A 22531-nucleotide genomic window follows, 5' to 3' on the forward strand; every position below is an offset into this window, starting at 1 on the left:
CTACGGCTGGGTCGGTTTCTCGGGTTCCTCGGGAGGTCCGCCCGGCGGGGGCGCCTCAGGGAGCGGCCGGTGCGGCGCCTGGGGCTCCGGGCGCGCCTCCGGAGGCGGCGGCGGGGGCGGCATCGGCGAGCCGGAGTAGGGTCCCGGCCGCCCGGTGGGCGGCGGATAGGCCGGATAGGGCGGCGCGGGTGCGGGATAGCGCGGGAACGGCGGCGGCGCTTGCGCCGCGCCGCTCGGATCCCCCCACTCCACCACCGTGTACGTGATTTCCAGCCCGCCCAGAATGCGGGCGGTGACATTGTACACGCCCGCGCCGATGGCGAAGGTGATGGTCCCGAACACCGCCCCGAAAATCGCGTACCCGATCGGCAGAATCACCAGGAGGAGTCCCACCGGCATGGCCGCGAACTCCGAGCCGCCGGCTCCCGCCGGCATCATCGTCGACATCACCGCCATGAGCGGGGCCATAAAGAGGGCCGCCACCAGGCCCATGATGAATCCCATGATCAGGTTCAGGAAAAAACCGATCTTGACCGCCGTCCAGACCGAGACCGCTTTCAGCTCCAGTTTCATCGCGTCCTCCCGGGTGTTCCCACCCTTCTCCGCCCCGGACGGCGGGTCGCCGCCGGGGGTGGTGCCAAGATACGCCGCCGGTGCGGAAATTCAAGCGATAATCCGGCCCTCAGCCCTCTTTCATGATGAACCGCGCATCCACCGCCTTGCACCGCGCGCGCTCCGGCGAGGCGATGAAGGGGTTGATGTCGACTTCGCTGAAGGCGTCGAAATCCTTCACCAGCTGCGACACCTTCAGCAGCGTGTCCTCGACCGTCGCCAGATCGACCGGCGGGGCCCCACGGTACCCTTTCAGGAGCGGGTAGGACTTCAGCGAGCGCATCATGTCGCGCACATCTGCGGTCGTGAGCGGGTTGATCCGGAAGGCGACGTCTTTCATGATTTCCACGTAGATCCCGCCCAGTCCGAACATGATGAGGGGCCCGAACGAGGGATCGGTGGTCATGCCCATAACCGTCTCGACCCCGCCCGCCACCATTTGCTGGAGGGCCACCGCGAACGTCTCGCCCGCGGCGCGCTCGGCCGCGACCCGTTTGCGGAGTTCGCGGAACGCGTCGCGCACCTCTCGTTCGGTGCGCAGGTCGAGCATCACGCCGCCGACCTCAGTCTTGTGGAGAATCGCCGGCGCCGCCACCTTCATCACCACCGGCAGCCCCATCCCTTTCGCAATCGCGGCCGCCTCTCGCTCGCTGCTGGCGAAGCGGTACTCGGCCGCCGGGATGCCGTAGGCGCACAAAATCTCGATCGCCTCCGCACCCACGATTGTCGTGCGGCTTTCCGTGCGCGCCCGCTCGATGACCGCCTGCACCCGGTCCGGGTCAACCTCGAAGGTCCGGACTTTCCCCCGGGGGGCATTCATGCGCCGGCGGTAGTGGCTCACCGTCGCCAGCGTCTTCGCGATCGCCTCGGGGTAGATGTAGACGGGGATGCCGTGGCTGCGGAGGTGTTCGATGCCGGCCGAATTGCGGCTGGCCCCCATGAAACAGGCGAGCACCGTCTTCTTCGTCCCGGCCACCGCCTCCTGGATGCTCCGCGCCACCTCGAGTTCGTCGATCGTCACCGGCGGGACGAAGATGGGGATGATGCTGTCGTAGCGCTTGTCGGTGATGATGGCGCCGAGCGTCCTGCGGAACTGCTCGGGACCGGCCCCGGCCACCATGTCCATCGGGTTGGCGAACGACGCGTCCTCGGAACTGAACTGCCGCAGCCGCTTCACCGTCTCGGGCGACAGCGGCGGCATCTCCATCCCGTTGTTGATCAGGGCGTCGGTGGCGAGAATCCCCGGGCCGCCGGCGTTGGTCACCACCGCCACCCGGTTCCCCTGCGGCACCGGCTGCATCGACAGCGCCTTCGCCACGTCGAACAGCTCCTCCACCGTGTCGACGCGCATCACGCCGGTCTGGTCGAAGAGCGCGTCCACACCCACGTCGAGCCCGGCCAGGGCGCCGGTGTGCGACGAGGCCGCCTTGGCGCCGAGCGTCGTCCGCCCCGATTTCACCGCCACGATCGGCTTCGTCCGCGACAACTCCCGGGCGATCAGCGTGAAGTGCCGCGGGTTGCCGAAATTCTCCAGGTACATGAGGATGATGTCCGTGTCCGGATCATCGCGGAAATACTCGAGGATGTCGTTCGAGGAGATGTCGGCCTTGTTGCCGATCGAGGCGACCAGCGAGAACCCGATCCCGAGCTCGCGGGCGTGGTTCATGATCGCCTCCCCCATCGCCCCCGACTGGGTGATGAAGCCGACCCGGCCCCGTTTCGGAAACACCTTCCCGAAAGTGGCGTTGAGATTCACCTCCGGGCTGGTGTTGACGATGCCGAAACAGTTCGGTCCGACCATGCGCATGCCGTAGTCCTGGACGACGCGCACGAGCTCCATTTCCCGTTTCTTCCCCTCCCGGCCGGTCTCGGAGAAACCGGCGGAGATGACGACCAGCCCTTTGACCCCTTTTTCGCCGCACTGGCGTGCGACCTCGGCGACGAATTCCTTGGGCACGATCACAATGGCGAGATCGACCGAGTCCGGCACGTCGAGAATGGTCGAGTAGGCCTTGATCGAGTGGATCACGGGCGCTTTCGGGTTGACCGGGAAGACCTTGCCGTTGAATTCGGCGACGAGGATGTTGTGGAGGGTTTCGCGGCCGATCGTGCCGGGCCGCGTGGAGGCCCCGATGACCGCCACCGATTTGGGCCGAAAGATCGCATCGAGCGCGCGTTTCATACCGCCTCATACTCTGACCGGCCGGGACGCGCTGCCGCGCCGCCGGCCGGTCTCGTCTGGTTTGTGTCCCGGCCGCCGTGGGGCCGCCGGAACGCCTCGCCGTCCTACTCGGTCCCGGTGCGGCCTTTCCCCTTCCCCTTCTGCTCCTGGAGCGTCGCCTGGGCGGCCGCCAGCCGCGCGATCGGCACCCGGAAGGGGGAGCAGGAGACATAGTTCATACCGACCTCGTTGCAGAAGTGGATGGAGGCCGGATCGCCGCCGTGCTCGCCGCAGATCCCGATTTTCAGATCGGGCTTGGTCCGGCGGCCGCGCTCGACCCCCAGGCGCACGAGCTGCCCGACGCCCTGCTGGTCGAGCGACACGAACGGATCCTTCGGCAGGATTCCGCTGTCGACATAGTGGCGCAGGAACCGTCCGGCGTCGTCGCGCGAGAACCCCATCGTCATCTGGGTGAGGTCGTTGGTGCCGAAGCTGAAGAAGTCGGCCTCGGCGGCGATCTGGTCGGCCGTCAGGGCCGCCCGCGGCACCTCGATCATCGTGCCCACGAGGTAGGTCAGGTCCTTGACCTTGTACTTGTTGACCACCTCGTTGGCCACCCGGAGCACGACCTCCTTCTGGTTGCGCAGCTCGTTGACGTGTCCCACCAGCGGGATCATGATCTCGGGCAGCACCGCTTTCTTCTGGCGCGCCAACTCGCACGCCGCCTCCATGATCGCCCGCACCTGCATCTCGGTGATTTCGGGGAACAGGATGCCGAGCCGGCAGCCGCGGAACCCGAGCATGGGGTTGGTCTCGGCGAGCTCGTTGATGCGCGCGATCACGCGCTCGAGCCGGGCCAGCTTCTCGTCGTACTCCTCGTCCTTCGGCTCGAGTTTGGCGATCTTCGCCTTGACCTCGTCGCGGTTGGGCAGGAACTCGTGCAGCGGCGGATCGAGCGTCCGCACGGTCACCGGTTTCCCCTGCATGGCGTCGAAGATTTCCTTGAAGTCCTTCTTCTGGAAGCGCACCAGTTTGTCCAGGGCCGCCTGGCGTTCCTCGGGGGTTTCGGCGAGGATCATCTCCTGCACGATGGGAATGCGGTCCTCGGCGAAGAACATGTGTTCGGTGCGGCACAGGCCGATACCCTCGGCGCCGAACTTGATCGCCTGCGCGGCGTCGCGCGGCGTGTCGGCGTTGGTCCGCACTTTCAGCCGGCGGATCTCATCGGCCCAGAGCATGAACTCGCTGAATTCGCCCGACAGCTCCGGCTCGATCGTCGGCACCTCGCCGAGGATCACCTCGCCCGTGGTCCCGTTGAGGGTGATGATCTCCCCCTCTTTGATCGCGAGTTTGCCCACCTGGAACTGCTTCTTGGCCGGGTTGACGCGGATCGCCTCGGCCCCGGAGACGCAGCACTTTCCCATGCCGCGGGCGACCACGGCCGCGTGCGAGGTCATGCCGCCGCGCGCCGTGAGGATACCGGCCGCGACATTCATGCCCTCGATATCGTCCGGGTTCGTCTCCTCGCGCACGAGGATCGCAGGCGTCTTCTCGCCGTGCCTGACCACGTCCTCGGCCGTGAAATACACCTTCCCCGAGGCCGCGCCCGGCGAGGCCGGCAGACCCTTCGCCAGCACCTCGTACGAGGCTCTCGGGTCAAGCCGCGGGTGGAGGAGCTGGTCGAGGCTGCTCGGCTCGACCCGCTCGAGCGCCTCCTCCTTGGTGATCAGCTTCTCTTTGACCATGTCCACCGCGATCTTGATCGCCGCCTGCACCGTCCGCTTGCCGTTGCGCGTCTGGAGCATATACAGCTTCCCCTCCTCGATCGTGAACTCGAAATCCTGCACGTCGCGGTAGTGCTTCTCCAGCCGGGTGGTGATTTCCACGAGATGCTTGTAGGCCTGCGGCATCTCCTCCTTGAGCTGGACGATCGGCTGGGGCGTGCGGATGCCGGCCACCACGTCCTCTCCCTGCGCGTTCACGAGATACTCGCCGTAGAACTCCTTCGTCCCGGTGGCGGGATTGCGCGTGAACCCCACCCCGGTCGCAGAGTTGTTCCCCATGTTCCCGAACACCATGGCCTGAATGTTCACGGCCGTGCCGAGATCCGACGGGATATCGTGCATCCGCCGGTAAGAGATCGCGCGCGGGTTGTTCCAGCTGCGGAACACGGCGTCGCGCGCCATGCGCAGTTGCTGCCACGGATCCTCGGGGAACTCCTCGCCGGATTTCCGCCGGCAGATGTGTTTGAACTTCTTGATAATGTCCCGCAGGTCCCCTTCCTGCAGCGATGAATCCTGCTTGATCCGGCGCTCTTTCTTCTTCTTGTCGATCACCTGCTCGAACTCGCTCTTGTCGATGCCCAGGACGACGTTGCCGAACATCGCGATGAACCGCCGGTAAACGTCGAGCGCGAACCGCTGGCTGCCCGTTTTTTTCGCCAGACCTTCGACTGTCTCGGCGTTGAGTCCGAGGTTGAGGACGGTATCCATCATCCCCGGCATGGAGAACTTCGCCCCCGAGCGCACCGAGACCAGGAGCGGATCGGCCGGGTTGCCGAATTCCTTGCCGACCGATTTTTCGATCATGCCGACGTGTTTCTCGAGGTCGGCGTCGATCGGGCCGGGCACCTGCAGGTTGTTATCGTAGTAGAGGTTGCACACCTCGGTGGTGATCGTGAACCCGGGCGGCACGGGCACTCCGGCCCGGCTCATCTCGGCCAGGTTTGCGCCTTTGCCCCCCAGCAAAGCCTTCATGTCGGCGCTGCCGTCCGCCTTGCCGTCCCCGAAGTAGTAGTAGAATTTCCCCTTCGCCACGGCCTCGGCGATTTTGGCCGACACGGCGACGTTCTTTCCGGCCGGTCTTTTGGCCGCCGGCGCCGGTTTGTGCGCCGTTTTTTTCAGACCGCCCGCATCTTTCGGCGGGGCGATCTTTTTCGGCGTTTTCTCGCTCGGAGTCGGCCGCGCCGTCTTCCGACCCGCATCCTTCTTGGAGGCTTGTTTGGCCGTCTGCTTCACCGTCTTCTTGGCCGCCTTCTTAGCTGGCATAGAATGTCCCTTTCGCCAACGAATCGCGTTGTGAAAATTTGTGCGAATCTATACAAAAATCTCCATCGGCGCAACACAAAAGGCGGCCGAAACTTAACGTGAGTTCCGGCCGCCTGAAACCTGTCGAGAGCGCCATCGCGGCGCTACATCGTGAAGAGACGTTCGCCCTTGATGATCTTGTCGAGAATGCGCGCCGCTTTCTCGGCGGGCGCATGCATGATGTCCGAGCTGTTGAAAGTCGTGCGCACCACCTCGCGCGGGCAGAGAGAATTGGCTTTCCCGCGACCGCCGCGCGCTTTCTTCTTGTGCTTCAGATTGTACTGGCGCTGATACTCCTTCGCCTTCTCCTTGTGCATCTGGTAGTACCGTCGCTGATACTCTCGGCGCGCCTCGGCCGTGGAAAGCTTTGTTCTGGTCTCCCCGTTCTCGGGAGCGGTAGTCGAATGCGCGACGGGATTGGCTACAGTCGTTATGCGAGGCCGAGCCACGTTCCTACCTCACTTTCCCTGTGTTGTAGTGGCTACCCTTTTCGTAACGGACGATGCGCTTCCGGGCTCCACTCCGGTCGCGCTTGGCTCCTCCACAGGGATGATAGGAAATCCTTACTGTATGTCAAGCATTTTTTTCCGAAGACGCGAAATATTTTTCGGTAATCTTCATTTACATAATGACTTGACAAATCCCGTTTTCTCTTCTTCTACAACCTCCTTTCCCGGCGCCTGTTACGCGTATTGTCGCGACCCGGCGGAAGCCCCTGTGCGACAGTACGCTAACTGCAGCGTCCGGAATTTTCAACATACACTGCCTGGTCATTGTCGCCTGCCTCAAACTCCGTCTGTCGGTCATGCGATGCGTTAAACAACCCCGAAAAGTTCCATGCAGACCAATAGCTTCAGCCCCAACAGTATAATTCCATAAACTCAAATCAACAAAAAACTATCGAAAAATTGCAACCCTCAAAGAAAAAAGAAATCCCGCCGGTTATAGACCCGGCGGGATTAATCGTCACCCGGTCGGTCCGCTCAAACCTGCGGCCCGGCGACCTGATTCCGGCTCTTCAAATACAGCCGTATCTCATTTACGATATAGGCCACCACGACCGCCACCAGCAGCCAACCCACCAGCTGGTACCAGGCCGAGTACCCCTCGATGGGTGTTTCCCCCGCGTTCCAGCCGACTTTGCGCCAACTGTCGACATCCTGCACGCGGTTAATGAACAGCGAAATACGCGCCATCACGGTGAATCCGAACGAGGCGCCGAACCCGATCATCAGAATCCAGATGCCGAAGGTCGCGACCCGCCCGAACACCCCGGTGTGGGCTTTCGAAAAGAAGAAGTAGGTCAGCCCCGCAATCGATCCGACTGCGATGATCACCTGCGACAGCCCGCTGAACGGATCCAGCACGTAGAACAGGTTGGAGCTGCCGATGAAGTCGCCCCAGGTGTCCCACTTGAAGTCGTACATGGTCGCCTGAAGCTGGCGGATCACCCGGTTTCCGAGATCGAGCGGAATGGAGACGCCGACCGCAATACCGATGTACATCGACATCGGCCAGCGCGACACCCACTGATAGTTCTTCGAGAAACGCGTCCACATCATCACGCCGAGGAGGGCCGGGATGATGCGGTACCATTGGGTGGAGTCGAGAAAAGCGAGGTACACGCTGCCGTCCGACAGCGGCTGGAACAGTTTCGGCACCAGCCCGTTGTGCCAGAGAATGATCACGAAGTACCCGGCCGAGACGCCCACGACGATGTGTTCAGCCACCTTGTAGAACGGGTTGTCCTTGTACAGGAAGCTGAAGGTCGCCAGCGTCAGAAACACGCCGCCGGTGAACCAGAGGAAAGTCCCGAAATCCATCTTACTGGCCTCCTTCCCGCTTCTGGCGACGGCGGCTGGCGAAGAACCCGACGTTGCCCATGACGATGAAGAGGATGATGACGATGTGGGCCCAGAGCTGTACTTTCATGCCGTCCATCGCCCGGCCCGGGTTGTCCGCCAGATACTCGTACTGGGCCGCCCCGAGCAGCCCGCCCATGATCCCGAGCACCTGGCCGGAACCGAGGTACGGGTAGTATTGGGCGGTCGACACGCCCGTCAGCCCCAGGGCGAGCGGGAACCCGAACCGTCCCTGCCCGTAGTTGATCCAGGCGTCGGTGATGTTTCCGCTGGACAGGTCCACGACCAGGTCGACCTGTCCGTAGTTGATCACCCCCTGCATCATGGGCAGCGAGTCCAGCGGCGTCCCGTAGTAGTCGGAGGGGAAAGGAATGCGGAAGTCCTGCCCCATGCCGAGGATCACCAGTCCGTAGTAGGGCTTGTAGCCGAGGAAGGCGTAGTCGATCCCGTTGACGATTTCGCGGGGCGGATAGACCACGCCGTTGTACTCCTTCTCCACTTTGAGCGAGTCGCTCACGTCGCGGATCAACTGGTCGGCCATCCCCGGGCCGTTCTGCGAGAGCGCGGTGAAGATGATCCTCTTCTTCTGGCGCCAGGCCTGCTCGATCATGGCGTAGGCCATGGGGTGCAGTTCGGCCAGGCTGTTCGGATCGTAGTCGATCGCGATGAAAATGATCGCGCCGGGCTTCAGCTGCTCGACAAAATCGAAAATGCTCCTCACTTCCGGCTCGACCAGAATCGGCACCGTGAACGGCATCGCGTAGGCGACCACGCACACGACGACGAGGAAGAGGAAGACCCAGCGCCGGTCCAGCTTCATCAGCTTCTCAAATATACTCATGGCGTCCTCCTCACCCTCTCCCCATGTAGCCGCGTTCGATGCCGAGCATGACTTTGATCGACGTCGAGACGATGCCCAGGCCGATCCCGATCAGGATCGCCCGCTGCGCGGCCTGGTTCGGCACATTCATGAGCCAGTTCGACAGCTTGGAGTAGAACCCGGTCTCCGCGGCGAACGGCAGGTAGGGGTTGAAACGCACCATGACGATGAGCGCGGCCAGCAGCAGCAGCGTCGCCATCAGGTTGCGCGCCCGGAACGCCCGGTAGGCCGCCGAGGCGATGAAGAACGCGAGCAGCGCGAACATCGTCGCCAAAATCGGCATCATCACGTAGTCGAAGAAGTGCCGGAACATCGGGTTGGTCAGTCCTTCCTGAGTGTAGAAGAAGAACCCCCAGTTCTTGTCCAGCGCCGGCAGCAGGAACTCGACCACGACCAGGACGAGGGCCACCAGGGCGTAGAGCTTCTTCCGGCCGGCGTCGCCCGTCGCCCCGATCTGGATCAGGGCCAACAGGAGCACCGTAAACAGAATGAGCCACAGCCAGTAGGTTCCCCACGACTGGGCACCCGCCTCTTTCCCGACGAACCCGAACGAGATCATCAGGAACAGGCCGATGAGCGTCAGGTAGTTGTACCCCCAGAAGGGGCGCTTGCTGCGGATCCGGTCCACCGACACGCGGAAGAGCGACCAGATTCCCAAAGCCAGCGCGAAAATGCCGATGATGTAAATCCAGTCGAGGAAGAACTCGTACAGCCACTCGAAAGACTCGTGGGGCACGAAATACTGGACCACCTGGAAGAGCGCGAACAGGAAGACCAGCAGGAAGGGAATTTGTCGTTTCATACTCGCAGTCCTCCCGTCAGTTGCCGACGTTGAACCACGTGCGGAACGCGGCCCAGCCGAGGTTGGTGGCGAACAGGCCGATGATCGCCAGGACAATCACGGCCGCTTTCATGTAATCCTGGGCCTTGAGCGAGCCGAGCAGCACCGGTTCGCGCCCGAGGTAGGCCGAGGCGGCGTAGAGCTCTTCGCCGATGAGAGTGTAGTCGCAGGCGACGATGAAGAAGGGTATCTGCGCGATCTCGTCGGTCCCCGAAATCTGGATCGAGCCCGCCAGCGCCCCGGTCTCCGCGAGAATCAGCGACTCGGCGTAGAACTTCCCCATGTAGACGTTGGTGGCGGGCCGCTCGCGCATCATGATCCCGTTCACCGCCGCCACGTAGGCGAACTGCGACTGGGTGACGAAGTGAACGATGTCTTCCTTGTAGTCGTCGGGCCGGCCGGCATCGAGATAGGCCGACTTGACCACCTCCTGGGCCACCGACATGACGATCGGGTCGTAGGTCGGCACGTTGAGCGAGGTCTGGTATTCGGCCACCCGCTTGGCCACCCGGCCGAGGACAGTGAAGGACGCGATGGTCGCCACGTCCGCCGCCGTCCCGAGCCCGAGCACGTAGAGGATCGGACGTCCCATCTCGGTGGCCCGCCCGATGGCGTCATCGACCGCCTCGATCCCCGCCAGCGGCCGCACGTAGAGGTCCGCGCCGCGCCGCGCCCGGTCCACAAGGATCACGATGAGCGCGCCGAAGAGCAGCACCGCGATCAGCACCGCCACCTTCCCCGTGTTGAACCACTGCCCGGCGCTCTGCACCGGTCCGACCACGGCGGACGAGGCCCGCACCAGCGGGTCGGCCGTCACCGCATCCACCCGGTAGTAGAAATCTGTGTGATCGGGGACGAAGGCGTCGTCCCACTCGTCCTTGTTTCCGGTGTGGGTGAAGGTCCTGGTCCCCGCGGGCGCCACCGCCCCGTCCCAGGTCCGGAATTCGCCGCCGGCGGGATAGCCCGCGTAGGCCGCCCGGAGCCGGTCCACGGTTTCGAGATACGCCTCGCGGAGCGAATCGCGCCGGTGGCCCAGGCCCCCGCCGCCCTCGGCGATCTGCGTGCGCACCGCCTCCGCGGCCGTGCGGATGGTCGCCAGTGTGTCGACGAGATAGGGCACCCATCGATACATTTCGTAGCCCAGCACTGAGCCGGCCCCACCGCCGTCGTCAGCCGACAAGTCCCACGTGAGCACGACCGCGTGGCCGTGATCGTTCGGCTTGTCGACGGCCCGCACGTTGACCGGCGGCGCCGGCGCCGCAATCGCGGCGGCGGGCGGGCTGGCAAGCGCCGTATCGGCCGGCGCGGCCTCCTGCCCGAACGCCGGGCCCGCAAGGACAACCGCCAGTCCCAGCGCCAATAGCCATCTAAGCTTCATACCTCTCTCCTCGTTGAGAGTGCCTCTTGTGTCATCCAATCAATCCGAGCCACTGGTCGAACAGAAACGTCACCCGGCCGACCAGCAGCGATATTCGGCCCATCACAGTATAACCAAACGACGCCCCGAACGTAATCATGAGAATCCAGATTCCCACCCGCGACGCGGCCCCGAACGCCCCCCGGTGCTCCTTGCTGAAGAAAAAGTAGATCAGGCCGCAGACGACCCCCAGGAAGACCACCCAGTTGGCCGCCATCAACACCAGCTGGCTGGTCGCGGAGAGCGAGAGATTGCTGAGGAAGTGGCCCGCCCCCTGCCAGTCGACCACCAGCGGCACGAACGTCGAGGACACCTGCTCGATGAAATCGGAGCGGAGGTACCGGACAAAATTGAACCCCGCGGTCGTGCCGACAATGAACGCCAGCGGCCAGCGCGAGATCCAGCCGGCTTTGCGCGACAGCCGGAGCAGCAGGAGAATGCCCAGCACCACCGGCAGCAGGTAGAAGAGGTTGCGGGCCTCCGGGTCATAGGGCACTTCGAAGAACCGCGACAGCGTCTCCGACACGCGGGGCACGAGATTCCCCACGATCGTCGACCAGAAGCCCATCGACATCCAGAAGGCCGCCGAGACCCCGACGAAGAGGTGCTCGGCGAACTTGTAGAACGGGTTGTCCTTGTACAGGAACGACAGGATCGCCAGCGTGAGGAAAGCAGCCACGGTGACGAGCAGTCCCTGCCGGATGTAGTGCTCCTCGGCGCCGCGCAGTCCGGTCGCCTTGACCGCCCAACTGACGGCGCAGAGCAGCACGACCGCCGCGAGCACGAGAACCGCCGGCCGCCTCATGCGCCCTGCCCCCGGCTCTTCCGCCGCGCCATGAAGAATGAGAAGTTGCCGATCAGAATGAAGGCGATGATGACCATGTGCGAGAGCGTCTGCGGCCCCATCATGCGCAGCCCCGGCGTGTCCATCCCCGCCAGCCGGTCGCGGTAGTTGTGCGCCAGTTCCGACTCATACTCGGCCGCCCCTTTGACGCCGCCGAGAATGCCGACAATCTGCTTGGGATAGTACGGGTAAATCTCCGGCGCCACCACGGCCGCGACCCCGCCCGCGATCGGCACCCCGCCCGGGTCGCCGACAAACAGGATCCACTCCTTCACCCCGGGCTTGCCGCCGCCGATGGAAATGACCAGTTCGACGTCCCGCACCGATTTGACCCCCTCGAGGACGGGGATGTCGCTGTACGGCCGGTTGTCGATGTCGGTCGGGAACATCTTCTTCAGGTCGGTGACGATCACGTTGAGCACGCCCTCGTTGCCCGCTTTGTAACCGAGCACGACGTAGTCCTCCCCGGGCCGCTTGTCGGGGAACTCGCGCGCGATGACGTTCTCGAGAGTCTGCGTCATGAGCGCCTGCCCGGTGGCCCAGAGCGACATGAAGATCACTTTGTGTCCGCGCAGCATCGCGTGGCGCGTGATCGCGTTCGCCATCGGCTGCACTTCGGGCGCCATGGCCGGGTCAAAATCGAACGAGATCAGGATATGCGCGCCCGCGGGGATGCTCTCCAACTTGTCGTACAGCCGCTTCACCACCGGCGTCGCTTTCTCCGTGAACGTAATCGGAAACAGAAGCGGGGCGGCGACGGCGAGGAAGATAAAGATGAAAATCACGCGCCGCCCGACCTCTTTCCCCTGAAAGCTGCGGACAAAGAGCCAGAGGAGCCCGCCGCCGATCACCAGCAGCGACACGGCCCGGCCGATATCGGCCGCCGCCACCAGGGGCGCCGTCAGCCACGGAAACACCGTCATCGCTCCTCCCCGAGGTACGAGCGTTCAATCCCGAGGATGATGCGCAGCGACATGGCCACCACGCCCAGCCCGATCCCGATCATGATCGCCCGCTGTCCCGCGAGATTCGGCGCGTTCATGATCCACATGGCCAGGTTGGGGATCTCGAGCACCGACAGCGACTCGGGCATCCACGACGTCAGGTACATCCCGAAGGGCGTCCGCCCGATCAGGATGATCGTCGCCGCGACCAGCAGTATCGTCGCCTCGCGGTTCTTCGCCCGGAACGCCCGGTACGAGGCCGAGGCGACAAAGAAAGCCAAAAGCGAGTACATCGTCGCCCCCAGCGGCACGAGGACATAGTCGAAAATGAGCTGAAACAGCGACCCGGATTCGGTCGGCGCGGCGGCGATTCCTCCCGGGTTCCCGAGCTTGAACAGCCCGATCACCAGCATCCCGAGGAATCCGCCCAGGGTGACGATCGAATAGCCCCAGTCGGTCTGGCGGCGCGACAGCTTCGTCACGTGCACGCGCAGCAGGTTCCCGCCGCCCAGAAAGAACGCGAACACGGCGATGATATCGAAGAAGACCGTGAAGTCCTCGCCGAGGTTCTCAATCGGCGGGATGAACACGGCGAAAATGAGCAGCATCCCGATAAAGAACGTGATGAACAGCGGTACTTCGCGTCTCATATCGTCGAAAACACCTTCGTGAGCCAGCGCCAGACGGCGTCGGCGGTTTCACTTCCCAGACCGGCGAGCGTGGCCGCGGCCACGCCGACCAAAATCGCGGCCAGCGCAATCCCTTTCCCCACGTCCTGCCCCTTGAGCGATCCCAACGCTTTCGGCTCCCCGGACAGGTAGGCGGAGGCGGCGAACAGCTCCTCGCCGATGAGGGTGAAATCGCAGGCGGCGACAAAGAAGGGCAGTTGCGCAGGGCGGGCCGTCCCGGCGATCTGGATCGCCCCGACCGAGTTGCCCGCCTCCGCCAGGATGAGCGACTCGGCAAAGAACGCCCCGAGGAGAAACACGGTCGCCGGTTTCTCCCGCACCATGATGCCGTCCACCGCCGCAACGTACCCGAACTGCTCGTCGGTGATATACTGCACCATCTCGTCGCTGTAGCCGTCCGGACGGCCGGCTGCCTGGTAGCCGGCTTTGATGGTCTCGCGCCCGGCCGTCATCACCAGCGACCGCGAGACCGGCATCCGGATCTTGGTGTCGTAGTCGGCCACCTGGCGGGCCACCCGGCCGAGAATGGTGATTGCCGCCAGCGTCTGCACGTCGTCCATGTCCTGGATACCGGGAATGTAGAGGATGGGCCGCCCCATTTCGGTCGCCCGGCCGATCGCCTCGTCGACCGCTTCCAACCCCGCGATCGGCCGGATGAACAGCCGGCGGCCGGCTTTGGCCGCCTGAATGAAATACACGACCGCGCCGCCGATCACGAGGGCCAGCAGGAACAGCCACTTGCGCCCGAAGTTGATCCACTCCCGGTCGGGCGCCACGGCCTCGGTCGGCGCCGAGGCCGCCGTGTCGCCGCGCGACAGGGCCGCGACGATATATCGGTACGCGGTCCCGCGTGCCAGCCCCTCATCGGCGTAGGCGTTCGTCTGCGACGGGACAGACGCGACGGAGTCGAACGAACCCTGGGCCGCCTGGCGGTAAATGATGTACCCCTGCACCTCGCCGTCCCCCAGCCGGTCGTCGATCGACGGCACCCAGGTGAGATCCAGCCGCTCGCCATCGTCGTACTCGTGATCGCTCGCCAGCACCGACGTGGGGGGCGCGACGGGTGCGCCTGTGCCCGGCCCGGCCGCACGATCGGGTACTTGTCCGTACACGGACCCGGCCGCTATGAGGCCCAGGGCGAGCAAGAACAGGCAGGAGCGACCGTGCGGTGCTGATGTCGTGTTCCCGAGTGGCACTAGCGTATCAACACCAACCAGTCTCCGAAGAGGAAGTCGATCCGTCCGATCAGCAGCGACATACGGCTCATCACCGTATAGCCGAAGGAGGCGCCGAACGTGACCATGAGAAACAGAATTCCCAGGCGCGCGGCGACTCCGAACGCGCCCCGGTGTTCCTTGCTGAAAAAGAAGTACACGAGCCCGGCGATCGTCCCGACCGCAACCACGGTGCTGCCGATGATGTCGCCGGCCGACGCGGCGAAGTCGGGCCCGAAGAGGGGCCGGATAGTGCCACGCACCTGCTCCATGATGTTCGAGGAGAAGAAGATCATCATATAGAGGCCGGAGGTGGCGCCGACGATGAAGGCCAGCGGCCAGCGGGAAATCCAGCCCACCTTCGGGACCAGCCGCATGAGCATGAGCAGGCCCAGGACGCCCCCCACGAGCAACCAGTAGTTCGGCTCGCGGGTGATCGATTCGCCCGCCTGGTTGACTTCCTGAAGCGGGAACAGCCCCACAATCAGCACCCGGTAGAGGCTCTCCCAGAAGGAGACCACGAACCAGTAACCGGCGGAAATACCGATGAAGATCGCCTCGCAGAGCTTGTACCACGGGTTGTCCCGGTAGAGGAAGGAGACGATCCCGAGAGTGAGAAACGCGCCGAGCCAGAGAGCGAAGTGATCCATGCTGCCCGCTCAACCTTTCCGTTGCGGTTTCCGCCCGCCGAGGAAGAAGGCGGCGTTGCCGATGAGAATGAAGCCGATCACGACGACGTGGGCGAACGACTGGGAGAGCATGTAGCGGGTGCCTTTGCCCTCGTAGCCGGCGAGCAGCTCAAACTGCGCGGCGCCGCTCATGCCGCCCATGAGCCCGATCAACTGCCCGGTATTCCAGTACGGGTACATTTGCGGCGCCTGCACGGCGGTGTTGCCCGCACCCATCCGCAAGCCGAATTTCCCCACCGCCACGAGCACCCACTCCTGGGTGCCGGGGTAGCCGGCCGAGAGATTGAAGGCGTAGTCGACATTCGAGAAGTTCTTCACGTTGCGCACGAGCGGAAGGTCGCCGTAGGCCCGCCCCGACATATCGCGCGGGAACATGGACTGGAAGCTCGAACCCATGCGCTGGATGACGAATTCATTGCCCACCTGGTAGCCAAAATTCAGATAGTCGACGCCGTACTCGAGGTGTTTGGCCGCGATCTCCGGCCTCGCGAGCACCTTCGCGAGCGCCTGGTTCGCCTGCTGAGGCCCCTGCGGCCAGAGGCCCATGATCACGACCTTGAGATCCCGCTGGAAGGCGAGGTAGAGAAAGGCCTCGGCCATCGGCTGCAGCTCCGGCGCGCTGGCCGGATCGTAGTCGAACGACACCAGCACCCGCGATCCCGCCGGCAGCTCCCCTACCGCATCGTACACCTGCCGCACCTCCGGCGAGATCGTCATCCGCTGCTCGAGCGACATGAACAGCGGCAGCAGCACGGCCAGGCCGACAAACAAGAAAACAATGCGCCGGTCGACCAGTCGGCCGCGGATTGTCCGGACGAGGATGTAGAGGAGGGCCAGCCCGATCAGAACCATAATGATGGTCGACACGAGAGGCGAAAACGACACCGCCCCCAGCCGCCCGGCGCCCCGGCCGAGGTACACGATGACCGCCGCAGCCGCCAGCACCGTCAGCACGAGAATCTCCTTGAAACGCGTGCTCATAGATCAGTCTCCCCCCAGGTGCGCCCGCTCGATCCCGAGGATGATCCGGAGCGCGGTGGAGACGATTCCGAGGGCGATGCCGATCATGATGGCCCGCTGACCCGCCGTCTGCGGGTACGTCATAATGGCGTCGGCCCAGGCCGACGCCCGCCAGCCCTCCGGCAGAAAACCGGTGAGCACATCCCCCACCGGCACCCGCCCGAGCATGACCAGGAAAGCCGCGACCAGCAGGAGGGTCGCTTCGAGATTGCGGGCGCGAAACGCCCGGTACGAGGCCGAGGCGACGAAGAACGCCAGGATAGCGTACATCGTCGACGAGAGCGGGTTGTAGATGTTTACGTAGAGCCAGTCGAACGACGTCCCCGGGTCGCGGTAGTCGGAGCCGGCGGAGAAGCCGATGACGGCGACGAGCAGGAACGAGGCAATGACCACAACCGAGTACCACCAGTCGCCCCGTCGCCGCGCCACCGACTGGATCGACAGCTTCATCAGGTTGAGCGCCCCCAGCCAGATCGCAAAAGCCCCGACAATGGAAAACCACTCCGAGAACCACCCCTCCAGCCGGTTGAAGGGAAAGTGGGGGATGAAGTACTGGACGACGAAGACGAGGCCGACAACGAAGGTGATGACGAGCGGTACTTCCCGGCGCATGATCACTCCCCGGTGCTGAACAGGTTGGAGAAATGCCAGTCCCACCCGAAGAGCGGGTTGCCGAAGGTCTCGAGGAGGAGGCCGATGATGAGGGCGATGAGGATGATGGCCTTGCCGATATCCTGCCCCTTGAGCGATCCCAGCAGCCGGGGCTCGCGCGAGAGGTAGGCCGAGGCGGCGAACAACTCTTCCCCGATCAGGGTATAGTCGCAGGAGGCGACGAAGAAGGGTAACTGGGCCGGTTCGGCCGTGCCCGCAATCTGGATCGCGCCGATCGAATTGCCGGTCTCGGCGAGGACCAGCGATTCGGCGAAGAACTGCCCCATGTAGAAAATGGTCGCCGGCCGCTCGCGCGTCACCATGCCGTCGATCCCCGCGGCGTAGCCGAATTGGTCGTCGGTCAGGTAGTGCACCTGATCCTCGTGGAAGGAGTCCGGGCGGCCCGCTTTCAGATAGGCCTCCTTGACCACCTCCTTGCTCGTCACCATCACCAGCGAGCGGGCCACCGGCACGTCCAGCCGCGCTTCGTACTGGGCCGACATCTCGGCCACCCGGCTGAGGATGGTCACCGCGGCGATCGTCTGGACATTGTCCATGTCGGAGATGCCCGGGACGTAGAATATCTTTTTGCCCATCTCGGTGGCCCGGCCGACGGCCTCGTCGACCGCCTCCAGCCCGGCGATTTTCCGAATGAAGAGCCGCTTGCCGGCCTGCGCGCGCCGGATGTAGTAGACGATGAAGCCCGACAGGAGCAGCACGCCGACAAAGACGTTGATGCGGCCGAGATTGAACCACTGGGCCGACGACCGCACCGGCCCGACCGGCGCCGACTCGGCCTCCGCCACCGCCAGCGTCGCCCCGTTGAGCCGGACCGTGTTAGCCGCGACGACCTTGTAGAAATACTGCCGGTCATCGCTCACATTGCCGTCCTGGTACAGATCCTGCCCGGCCGTCGCGCCGCCGATTTCGGTAAACTCCCCCGGTCTCCCGTCCTGGGCCTCGGCCCGCAGCACACGGTAGGCCGTCACCCCGCCCGCCGCATCGTCGGGCGACAGCACCCAGCGGACCGTGATCGACCCGCCCGCGTCATTCGGCGTGTCTTTCGCCTCGATACTGCCCGGCGGGGCCGGCCGCAGCGCGGTCACCGCCCCATCGGCCCCGACCGTGACGGAATCCGTCGCCGAGGAGTCGGAAAGCGCTTGGGCGATGGCCGGCGCCGGGGCGGAGGCCGTCAGGACCAGAGCAAACACCAGAGCGAGAGGGAAAACCGGAGGAAAGATCCAGAGAGGGCGTGTGGGGCGAACGGGCAATCTTGGCTCCCTTCGGGCTGACGGTGCAAATCGACCCGCGGACGAGGCCCCGCGGGCACACGACCCGGTCGAACGGTTGAACCGGCTGCCGCCGGCATCCGGGCAGCGCGCCGGCGCTGGGGCACACAATTAGCGTTGAATCTAGCCCGGCCGGCAGGCGGAGTCAAGCGAAAAGTACCCTCGCGCAATCCCGGGCGCTCTCCGCACACCCCACCGACGCCTTCAAAAATCGCTCTTTACATCCCCGTCGCCGCCGTGTTATACTGACGATCTTGACACGGGCCGGGCCTCGGTGTGCTCTTTCGCACCCGTCCGGCGGCGTGTCCGCAAGAACCGAAGGGACATATTGGCGAGAAAGATAGGTACTCTCGATGGCGAAATTTGACAATCCCGAGGACATTAGAATCATCGTTGCCACCGACTGCGGATCCACCACTACGAAAGCAATCCTCATTCAGTACATCGACGGGGAGTATCGTCTCACCACCCGCGGTGAGGCCCCGACTACGGTCGAAGCCCCCTTCGAGGACGTCACCATGGGGGTTCTCAACGCCGTGGCCGAAGTGGAGGAGCTCTCGGGGCGCAAGCTGCTGGACGATAACGGCCGCTTCATCACACCGGCCCAGGGGGACGTCGGCACCGACATCTACATCTCCACCTCCTCGGCCGGCGGCGGGCTGCAGATGATGGTGGCGGGCGTGGTGCGGTCCATGACCGCCGAGTCGGCCGAGCGCGCGGCTCTGGGCGCGGGCGCAATCGTCATGGACGTAATCGCGTCCAACGACAAACGCCTTCCCCACCAGCAGATCGAGCGCATCCGCCACCTCCGCCCCGACATGATCCTGCTCTCGGGCGGCATCGACGGGGGCACGACGACCCACGTCGTGGAACTGGCCGAGCTCATCTCCGCCGCCGATCCCCGGCCCCGGCTCGGCTCCTCCTACAAGCTACCCGTAATCTACGCCGGCAACAAAGACGCCCGCGACGCCATCGCCGACACGCTCGCGGCGGAGGTCGACCTCAAGACGGTCGACAACCTCCGCCCCGTCCTCGAGCGCGAGAACCTCGGTCCCGCCCGCGAGGAAATCCATGAGTTGTTCATGGAGCACGTCATGGCCCAGGCGCCGGGGTACAAAAAGCTCATGTCCTGGTGCGACGCTCCGATCATGCCGACGCCGGGCGCAGTCGGCCTCATCATCAAGACGATCGCCGACCAGTACGGCATCGAGGCGGTCGGCGTCGACATCGGCGGCGCCACCACCGACGTTTTCTCGGTGTTCCGTCCCGAGGGGGGCGACGGGGTGTTCAACCGCACGGTTTCGGCTAACCTCGGCATGTCCTACTCCATTTCCAATGTCTTCGCCGAGGCGACCCTCCCCATGGTGATGCGCTGGGTGCCGTTCCGGATGGACGAGCGCGACCTGCGCAACCGGGTCAAGAACAAGATGATCCGTCCGACCACCATCCCCCAGTCGATGGAGGAACTCATATTCGAGCAGGCGATCGCCAAGGAAGCCCTGCGCCTGGCCTTCATCCAGCACAAGAACTTCGCCACCGTGCTGAAAGGCGTGCAGCAGCAGCGGACGATCGCCGATGCCTTTGAACAGACCGGCTCGGGCAAGACGATCGTCAACATGATGACGCTGAACATGCTGATCGGCTCCGGGGGCGTTCTCTCACACGCCCCGCGCCGGCAGCAGGCCGCCCTCATGCTCATCGATGCGTTCCTGCCCGAGGGCGTGACCCGCCTGGCGGTGGATTCGATCTTCATGATGCCGCAGCTCGGCGTGCTCACCGAGGTCCAGCCGAAGGCGGCCACCGAGGTGTTCGAGAAGGACTGTCTCATTCACCTGGGCACGTGCGTGGCGCCCGCCGGCACGTTCAAGAAGCCGGGACCGGTCATGAAGTACCGCATTTCGCTGCCGACCGGCGAGGTGTCGGGCGTGCTGAGCACTCTCGAGATGAAGAAATTCGAGCTCGGCGTGGGTCCCGACGGGCTGCCGCTCAAAGCCCGGGCCGTGCTCGAGCCCGAGCGCGGATTCGACGTCGGCGCCGGCAAAGGCAACAAGCTCGAGACCGACCTCTCCGGCGGCGTTGTCGGCATCATCCTCGACGGCCGGGGCCGCCCGTTCGACCTGTCCGAACTGATCGAGGACGAGCGCGTCAGCAACCTCAAGAAGTGGATGATCGAGCTGGATATCTATCCGGCCGACAAGCTGTAAGTTATGGGAAAGACGTTTACCTGTATTCTCCTTCTGGCGGCGGTCGTGTCCGCGGCCGCCGGCGCGCAGGCGGGAACCTATGTCAGCCTCCTCGGCGATTTCTACTTCGACTATCCCGAGGGTTGGCTCCAGCTTGACCACAAGCTGGTTGATGCTTACCTCATGCAGGGGAAAGCCGGGGAGCCGATCCTCGCCTATGAAGCGGCCTTCTCCCCCACCTACCAGGTTCCCTTTTTCACCGGCCCCTACTTCATCCTCACGGTCGACACCGTTTCCGGCGGCTATTCGCCGGCGCAGGTCGATTCGATCGTCGCCGATATGGGGCGCCGCTACGGCAAGGAGGTCCGGTATTTTCCGGTCGCCGATTTTCTCGCCGACCTGAAATCGAACTCCCCCTCCTATGATGCGGCGACCCGGACCATCACGGTCGCCAGCGACATCGTCGAGCGCGGCGAGATTCTCAAGCGCCACTTGCTCGTGGAGAAGTTTTTTGACCGGGGCGTGGCCACGTTTTACTTCTACGCCCCCGACTCCGTGTTCAGCGACGCCGAGCGCATCTTCAACGGCGTGCTCGCTTCGTTCCACTCCGGCGGCGCCGCGGAAAAGCTGCCTCGGGAGACGCTGCGGGTCGCCGACATCAAGACCGAAGACGCCGGCCGCTCCGACCAAGCGAGCGGCTCTCTCCGGTGGATCGCCTGGCTGGCCCTCATCCTCGCCGCGGCCCTGATCGTCATCCGACTCCTTGTGCGGAAGAGTCGCCGCCCGTAACCGGCACGCATGTGTTTTGAGATAAAGGAAGGTTAAGTCTATGGCTCATGCCTATACGCCCGGACTGAAAGTCACCGAACGTCTCCTCGTCAAGAAGCGGCGGATACTCCCGCTGAAGGGGAAGGTCGTGGTCAAGGTCGGCGACCGGGTCCAGCCGGACGACGTGGTCGCCCGCACGGAGCTGCCGGGCAACGTGGAACCCCTCAACGTCGCCAACAAGCTCAGCGTACCGCCCGAGGATCTCGATCTCGTGATGGTCAAGAAAGAGGGCGACCCGATCGTGAAAGGCGAGCCGATCGCCGTCAAGAAGTCGTTCCTCAAGTGGTTTTCCAGCAGCGCGGCCGCCACCATCGACGGCACTCTCGAGTCCATCTCGACCATTACCGGCCAGGTGCTCCAGCGCGGTATGCCGATCCCGGTCGAGGTCCGCGCCTACATAAGCGGCGAGGTGATCGAAGTCATCCCCAACGAGGGGTGCGTCGTCGCCACCGACGCCGCCTTTGTCCAGGGCATTTTCGGCATCGGCGGCGAGACGCACGGCGACATCAAGGTCGTCGTTCCGTCCAACGACACCGTCCTTGATGACCGGCTCATCACCGACGATCTTCGGGGAAAAGTCGTCATCGGCGGTTCGATGGTTACGGCTGAGGCGCTCAAGAAGGCGATCCGGGCGGGCGTCAAGGGGATCGTCGTTGGCGGTTTTGACGACAAGGACCTCCGCGACTTCCTCGGCTATGATATCGGCGTGGCCATCACCGGGTCCGAGGAGATCGGCTGCACGCTGGTCGTGACCGAGGGCTTCGGGCCGATCGCCATGGCGGAAGCGACGTTCAAGCTGCTCAAGCACCACGAGGGCGAAATGGCCTGCATCAACGGCGCCACCCAGATCCGCGCCGGCGTCATCCGCCCCGAGGTCGTCATCCCCGCGGCCAAAGAAGGCCGGAGGGACGCCGCGGCAGCGGTCTCGGCCGTCGGCGGACTCGCCATCGGCTCCCCGATTCGCGTCATCCGCCACCCGCACTTCGGGAAAATCGGCAGAGTCACCGCTCTCCCCTCGCCTTTAATGAAGCTCGAATCGGAGTCGAAAGCGCGCGTGCTCGAGGTCGAGTTCGGCAACGGCGAGCGCGCGACCGTTCCCCGGGCGAATGTCGAGATGATTGAGGGTTGACCCGGGCCGCGCCCCGGGCCGGTCGTTTCCCCGCTGGGCCAGTCAGTTCGGCGTGTCAGGACCCTTGTGGTCCTGACATTCTTCGCCATCTGCAGAGATAGCCCTCCGGATTTCTTGCAGGTCAGAACCCTTGTGGTCCTGACATTCTTTCCATCGACGCAAGCCGCCCCGTCAGGACCTTTACGGTTTTGA

At 64.3% G+C, this 22531-nt stretch carries 19 protein-coding genes; 3 read left to right on the plus strand and 16 right to left on the minus strand.

Annotation, left to right across the window (positions count from 1 at the left end; translation table 11 throughout):
• The 16 genes from KA261_00640 to KA261_00715 form a co-directional block, all read right to left on the minus strand.
• Entirely contained in the window at positions 1–573 is a 573-nt protein-coding gene (locus tag KA261_00640; protein ID MBP7696291.1) for a DUF3566 domain-containing protein, read from the minus strand.
• 109 nt (positions 574–682) lie between these two features.
• Complete coding sequence (locus KA261_00645; GenBank protein MBP7696292.1) at positions 683–2794, minus strand: acetate--CoA ligase family protein; 2112 nt, start codon at positions 2792–2794, stop codon at positions 683–685.
• Positions 2795–2898: 104 nt separating this feature from the next.
• On the minus strand, positions 2899–5820 hold the full coding sequence (locus tag KA261_00650) for a pyruvate, phosphate dikinase (protein ID MBP7696293.1): 2922 nt from the start codon (positions 5818–5820) through the stop codon (positions 2899–2901).
• Between the two features lie 143 nt (positions 5821–5963).
• Positions 5964–6176, minus strand: a complete 213-nt coding sequence (locus KA261_00655) for a hypothetical protein (protein MBP7696294.1) — start codon at positions 6174–6176, stop codon at positions 5964–5966.
• 666 nt (positions 6177–6842) lie between these two features.
• Positions 6843–7682 (minus strand): hypothetical protein, encoded by an 840-nt coding sequence (locus KA261_00660; GenBank protein ID MBP7696295.1) that lies wholly within the window; start codon positions 7680–7682, stop codon positions 6843–6845.
• Position 7683: 1 nt separating this feature from the next.
• Positions 7684–8562: a hypothetical protein gene (locus KA261_00665; GenBank protein MBP7696296.1), complete on the minus strand. Its 879-nt coding sequence runs from the start codon at positions 8560–8562 to the stop codon at positions 7684–7686.
• 10 nt (positions 8563–8572) lie between these two features.
• Entirely contained in the window at positions 8573–9403 is an 831-nt protein-coding gene (locus KA261_00670; protein MBP7696297.1) for a hypothetical protein, read from the minus strand.
• A gap of 16 nt (positions 9404–9419) precedes the next feature.
• Positions 9420–10820: a hypothetical protein gene (locus tag KA261_00675; protein MBP7696298.1), complete on the minus strand. Its 1401-nt coding sequence runs from the start codon at positions 10818–10820 to the stop codon at positions 9420–9422.
• A 31-nt stretch (positions 10821–10851) separates the two neighbouring features.
• A complete protein-coding gene (locus KA261_00680) occupies positions 10852–11562 on the minus strand; it encodes a hypothetical protein (GenBank protein ID MBP7696299.1) in 711 nt (236 codons plus the stop codon).
• A 98-nt stretch (positions 11563–11660) separates the two neighbouring features.
• Positions 11661–12626 (minus strand): hypothetical protein, encoded by a 966-nt coding sequence (locus KA261_00685; protein MBP7696300.1) that lies wholly within the window; start codon positions 12624–12626, stop codon positions 11661–11663.
• Positions 12623–13297 (minus strand): hypothetical protein, encoded by a 675-nt coding sequence (locus KA261_00690; protein MBP7696301.1) that lies wholly within the window; start codon positions 13295–13297, stop codon positions 12623–12625. The genes KA261_00685 and KA261_00690 overlap by 4 nt, the downstream gene beginning before the upstream one ends.
• Positions 13294–14448, minus strand: coding sequence for a fibronectin type III domain-containing protein (locus KA261_00695; GenBank protein MBP7696302.1), 1155 nt, complete (start codon positions 14446–14448; stop codon positions 13294–13296). Before KA261_00695 ends, KA261_00690 begins: the two co-directional genes overlap by 4 nt.
• Positions 14449–14531: 83 nt before the next feature.
• Entirely contained in the window at positions 14532–15200 is a 669-nt protein-coding gene (locus tag KA261_00700; protein MBP7696303.1) for a hypothetical protein, read from the minus strand.
• A gap of 9 nt (positions 15201–15209) precedes the next feature.
• A complete protein-coding gene (locus tag KA261_00705) occupies positions 15210–16220 on the minus strand; it encodes a hypothetical protein (GenBank protein MBP7696304.1) in 1011 nt (336 codons plus the stop codon).
• A 3-nt stretch (positions 16221–16223) separates the two neighbouring features.
• Positions 16224–16871: a hypothetical protein gene (locus tag KA261_00710; GenBank protein ID MBP7696305.1), complete on the minus strand. Its 648-nt coding sequence runs from the start codon at positions 16869–16871 to the stop codon at positions 16224–16226.
• A 2-nt stretch (positions 16872–16873) separates the two neighbouring features.
• A complete protein-coding gene (locus KA261_00715; protein MBP7696306.1) occupies positions 16874–18121 on the minus strand; it encodes a fibronectin type III domain-containing protein in 1248 nt (415 codons plus the stop codon).
• Positions 18122–18552: 431 nt separating this feature from the next.
• Between KA261_00715 and KA261_00720 the strand changes: the two genes are divergently transcribed.
• The 3 genes from KA261_00720 to KA261_00730 are packed head-to-tail and all read left to right on the plus strand — an operon-like array spanning position 18553 to position 22339.
• Positions 18553–20403 carry a glutamate mutase L gene (locus KA261_00720; GenBank protein ID MBP7696307.1) on the plus strand — a complete coding sequence of 617 codons (1851 nt, stop codon included), beginning with the start codon at positions 18553–18555 and terminating at the stop codon, positions 20401–20403.
• A 3-nt stretch (positions 20404–20406) separates the two neighbouring features.
• Positions 20407–21171, plus strand: coding sequence for a hypothetical protein (locus KA261_00725; protein MBP7696308.1), 765 nt, complete (start codon positions 20407–20409; stop codon positions 21169–21171).
• A gap of 40 nt (positions 21172–21211) precedes the next feature.
• Positions 21212–22339: a hypothetical protein gene (locus tag KA261_00730; protein MBP7696309.1), complete on the plus strand. Its 1128-nt coding sequence runs from the start codon at positions 21212–21214 to the stop codon at positions 22337–22339.
• Positions 22340–22531 lie beyond the last annotated feature (192 nt).

It is taken from the genome of Candidatus Zixiibacteriota bacterium, assembly GCA_017999435.1.
Lineage (GTDB): Bacteria > Zixibacteria > MSB-5A5 > GN15 > FEB-12 > JAGNLV01.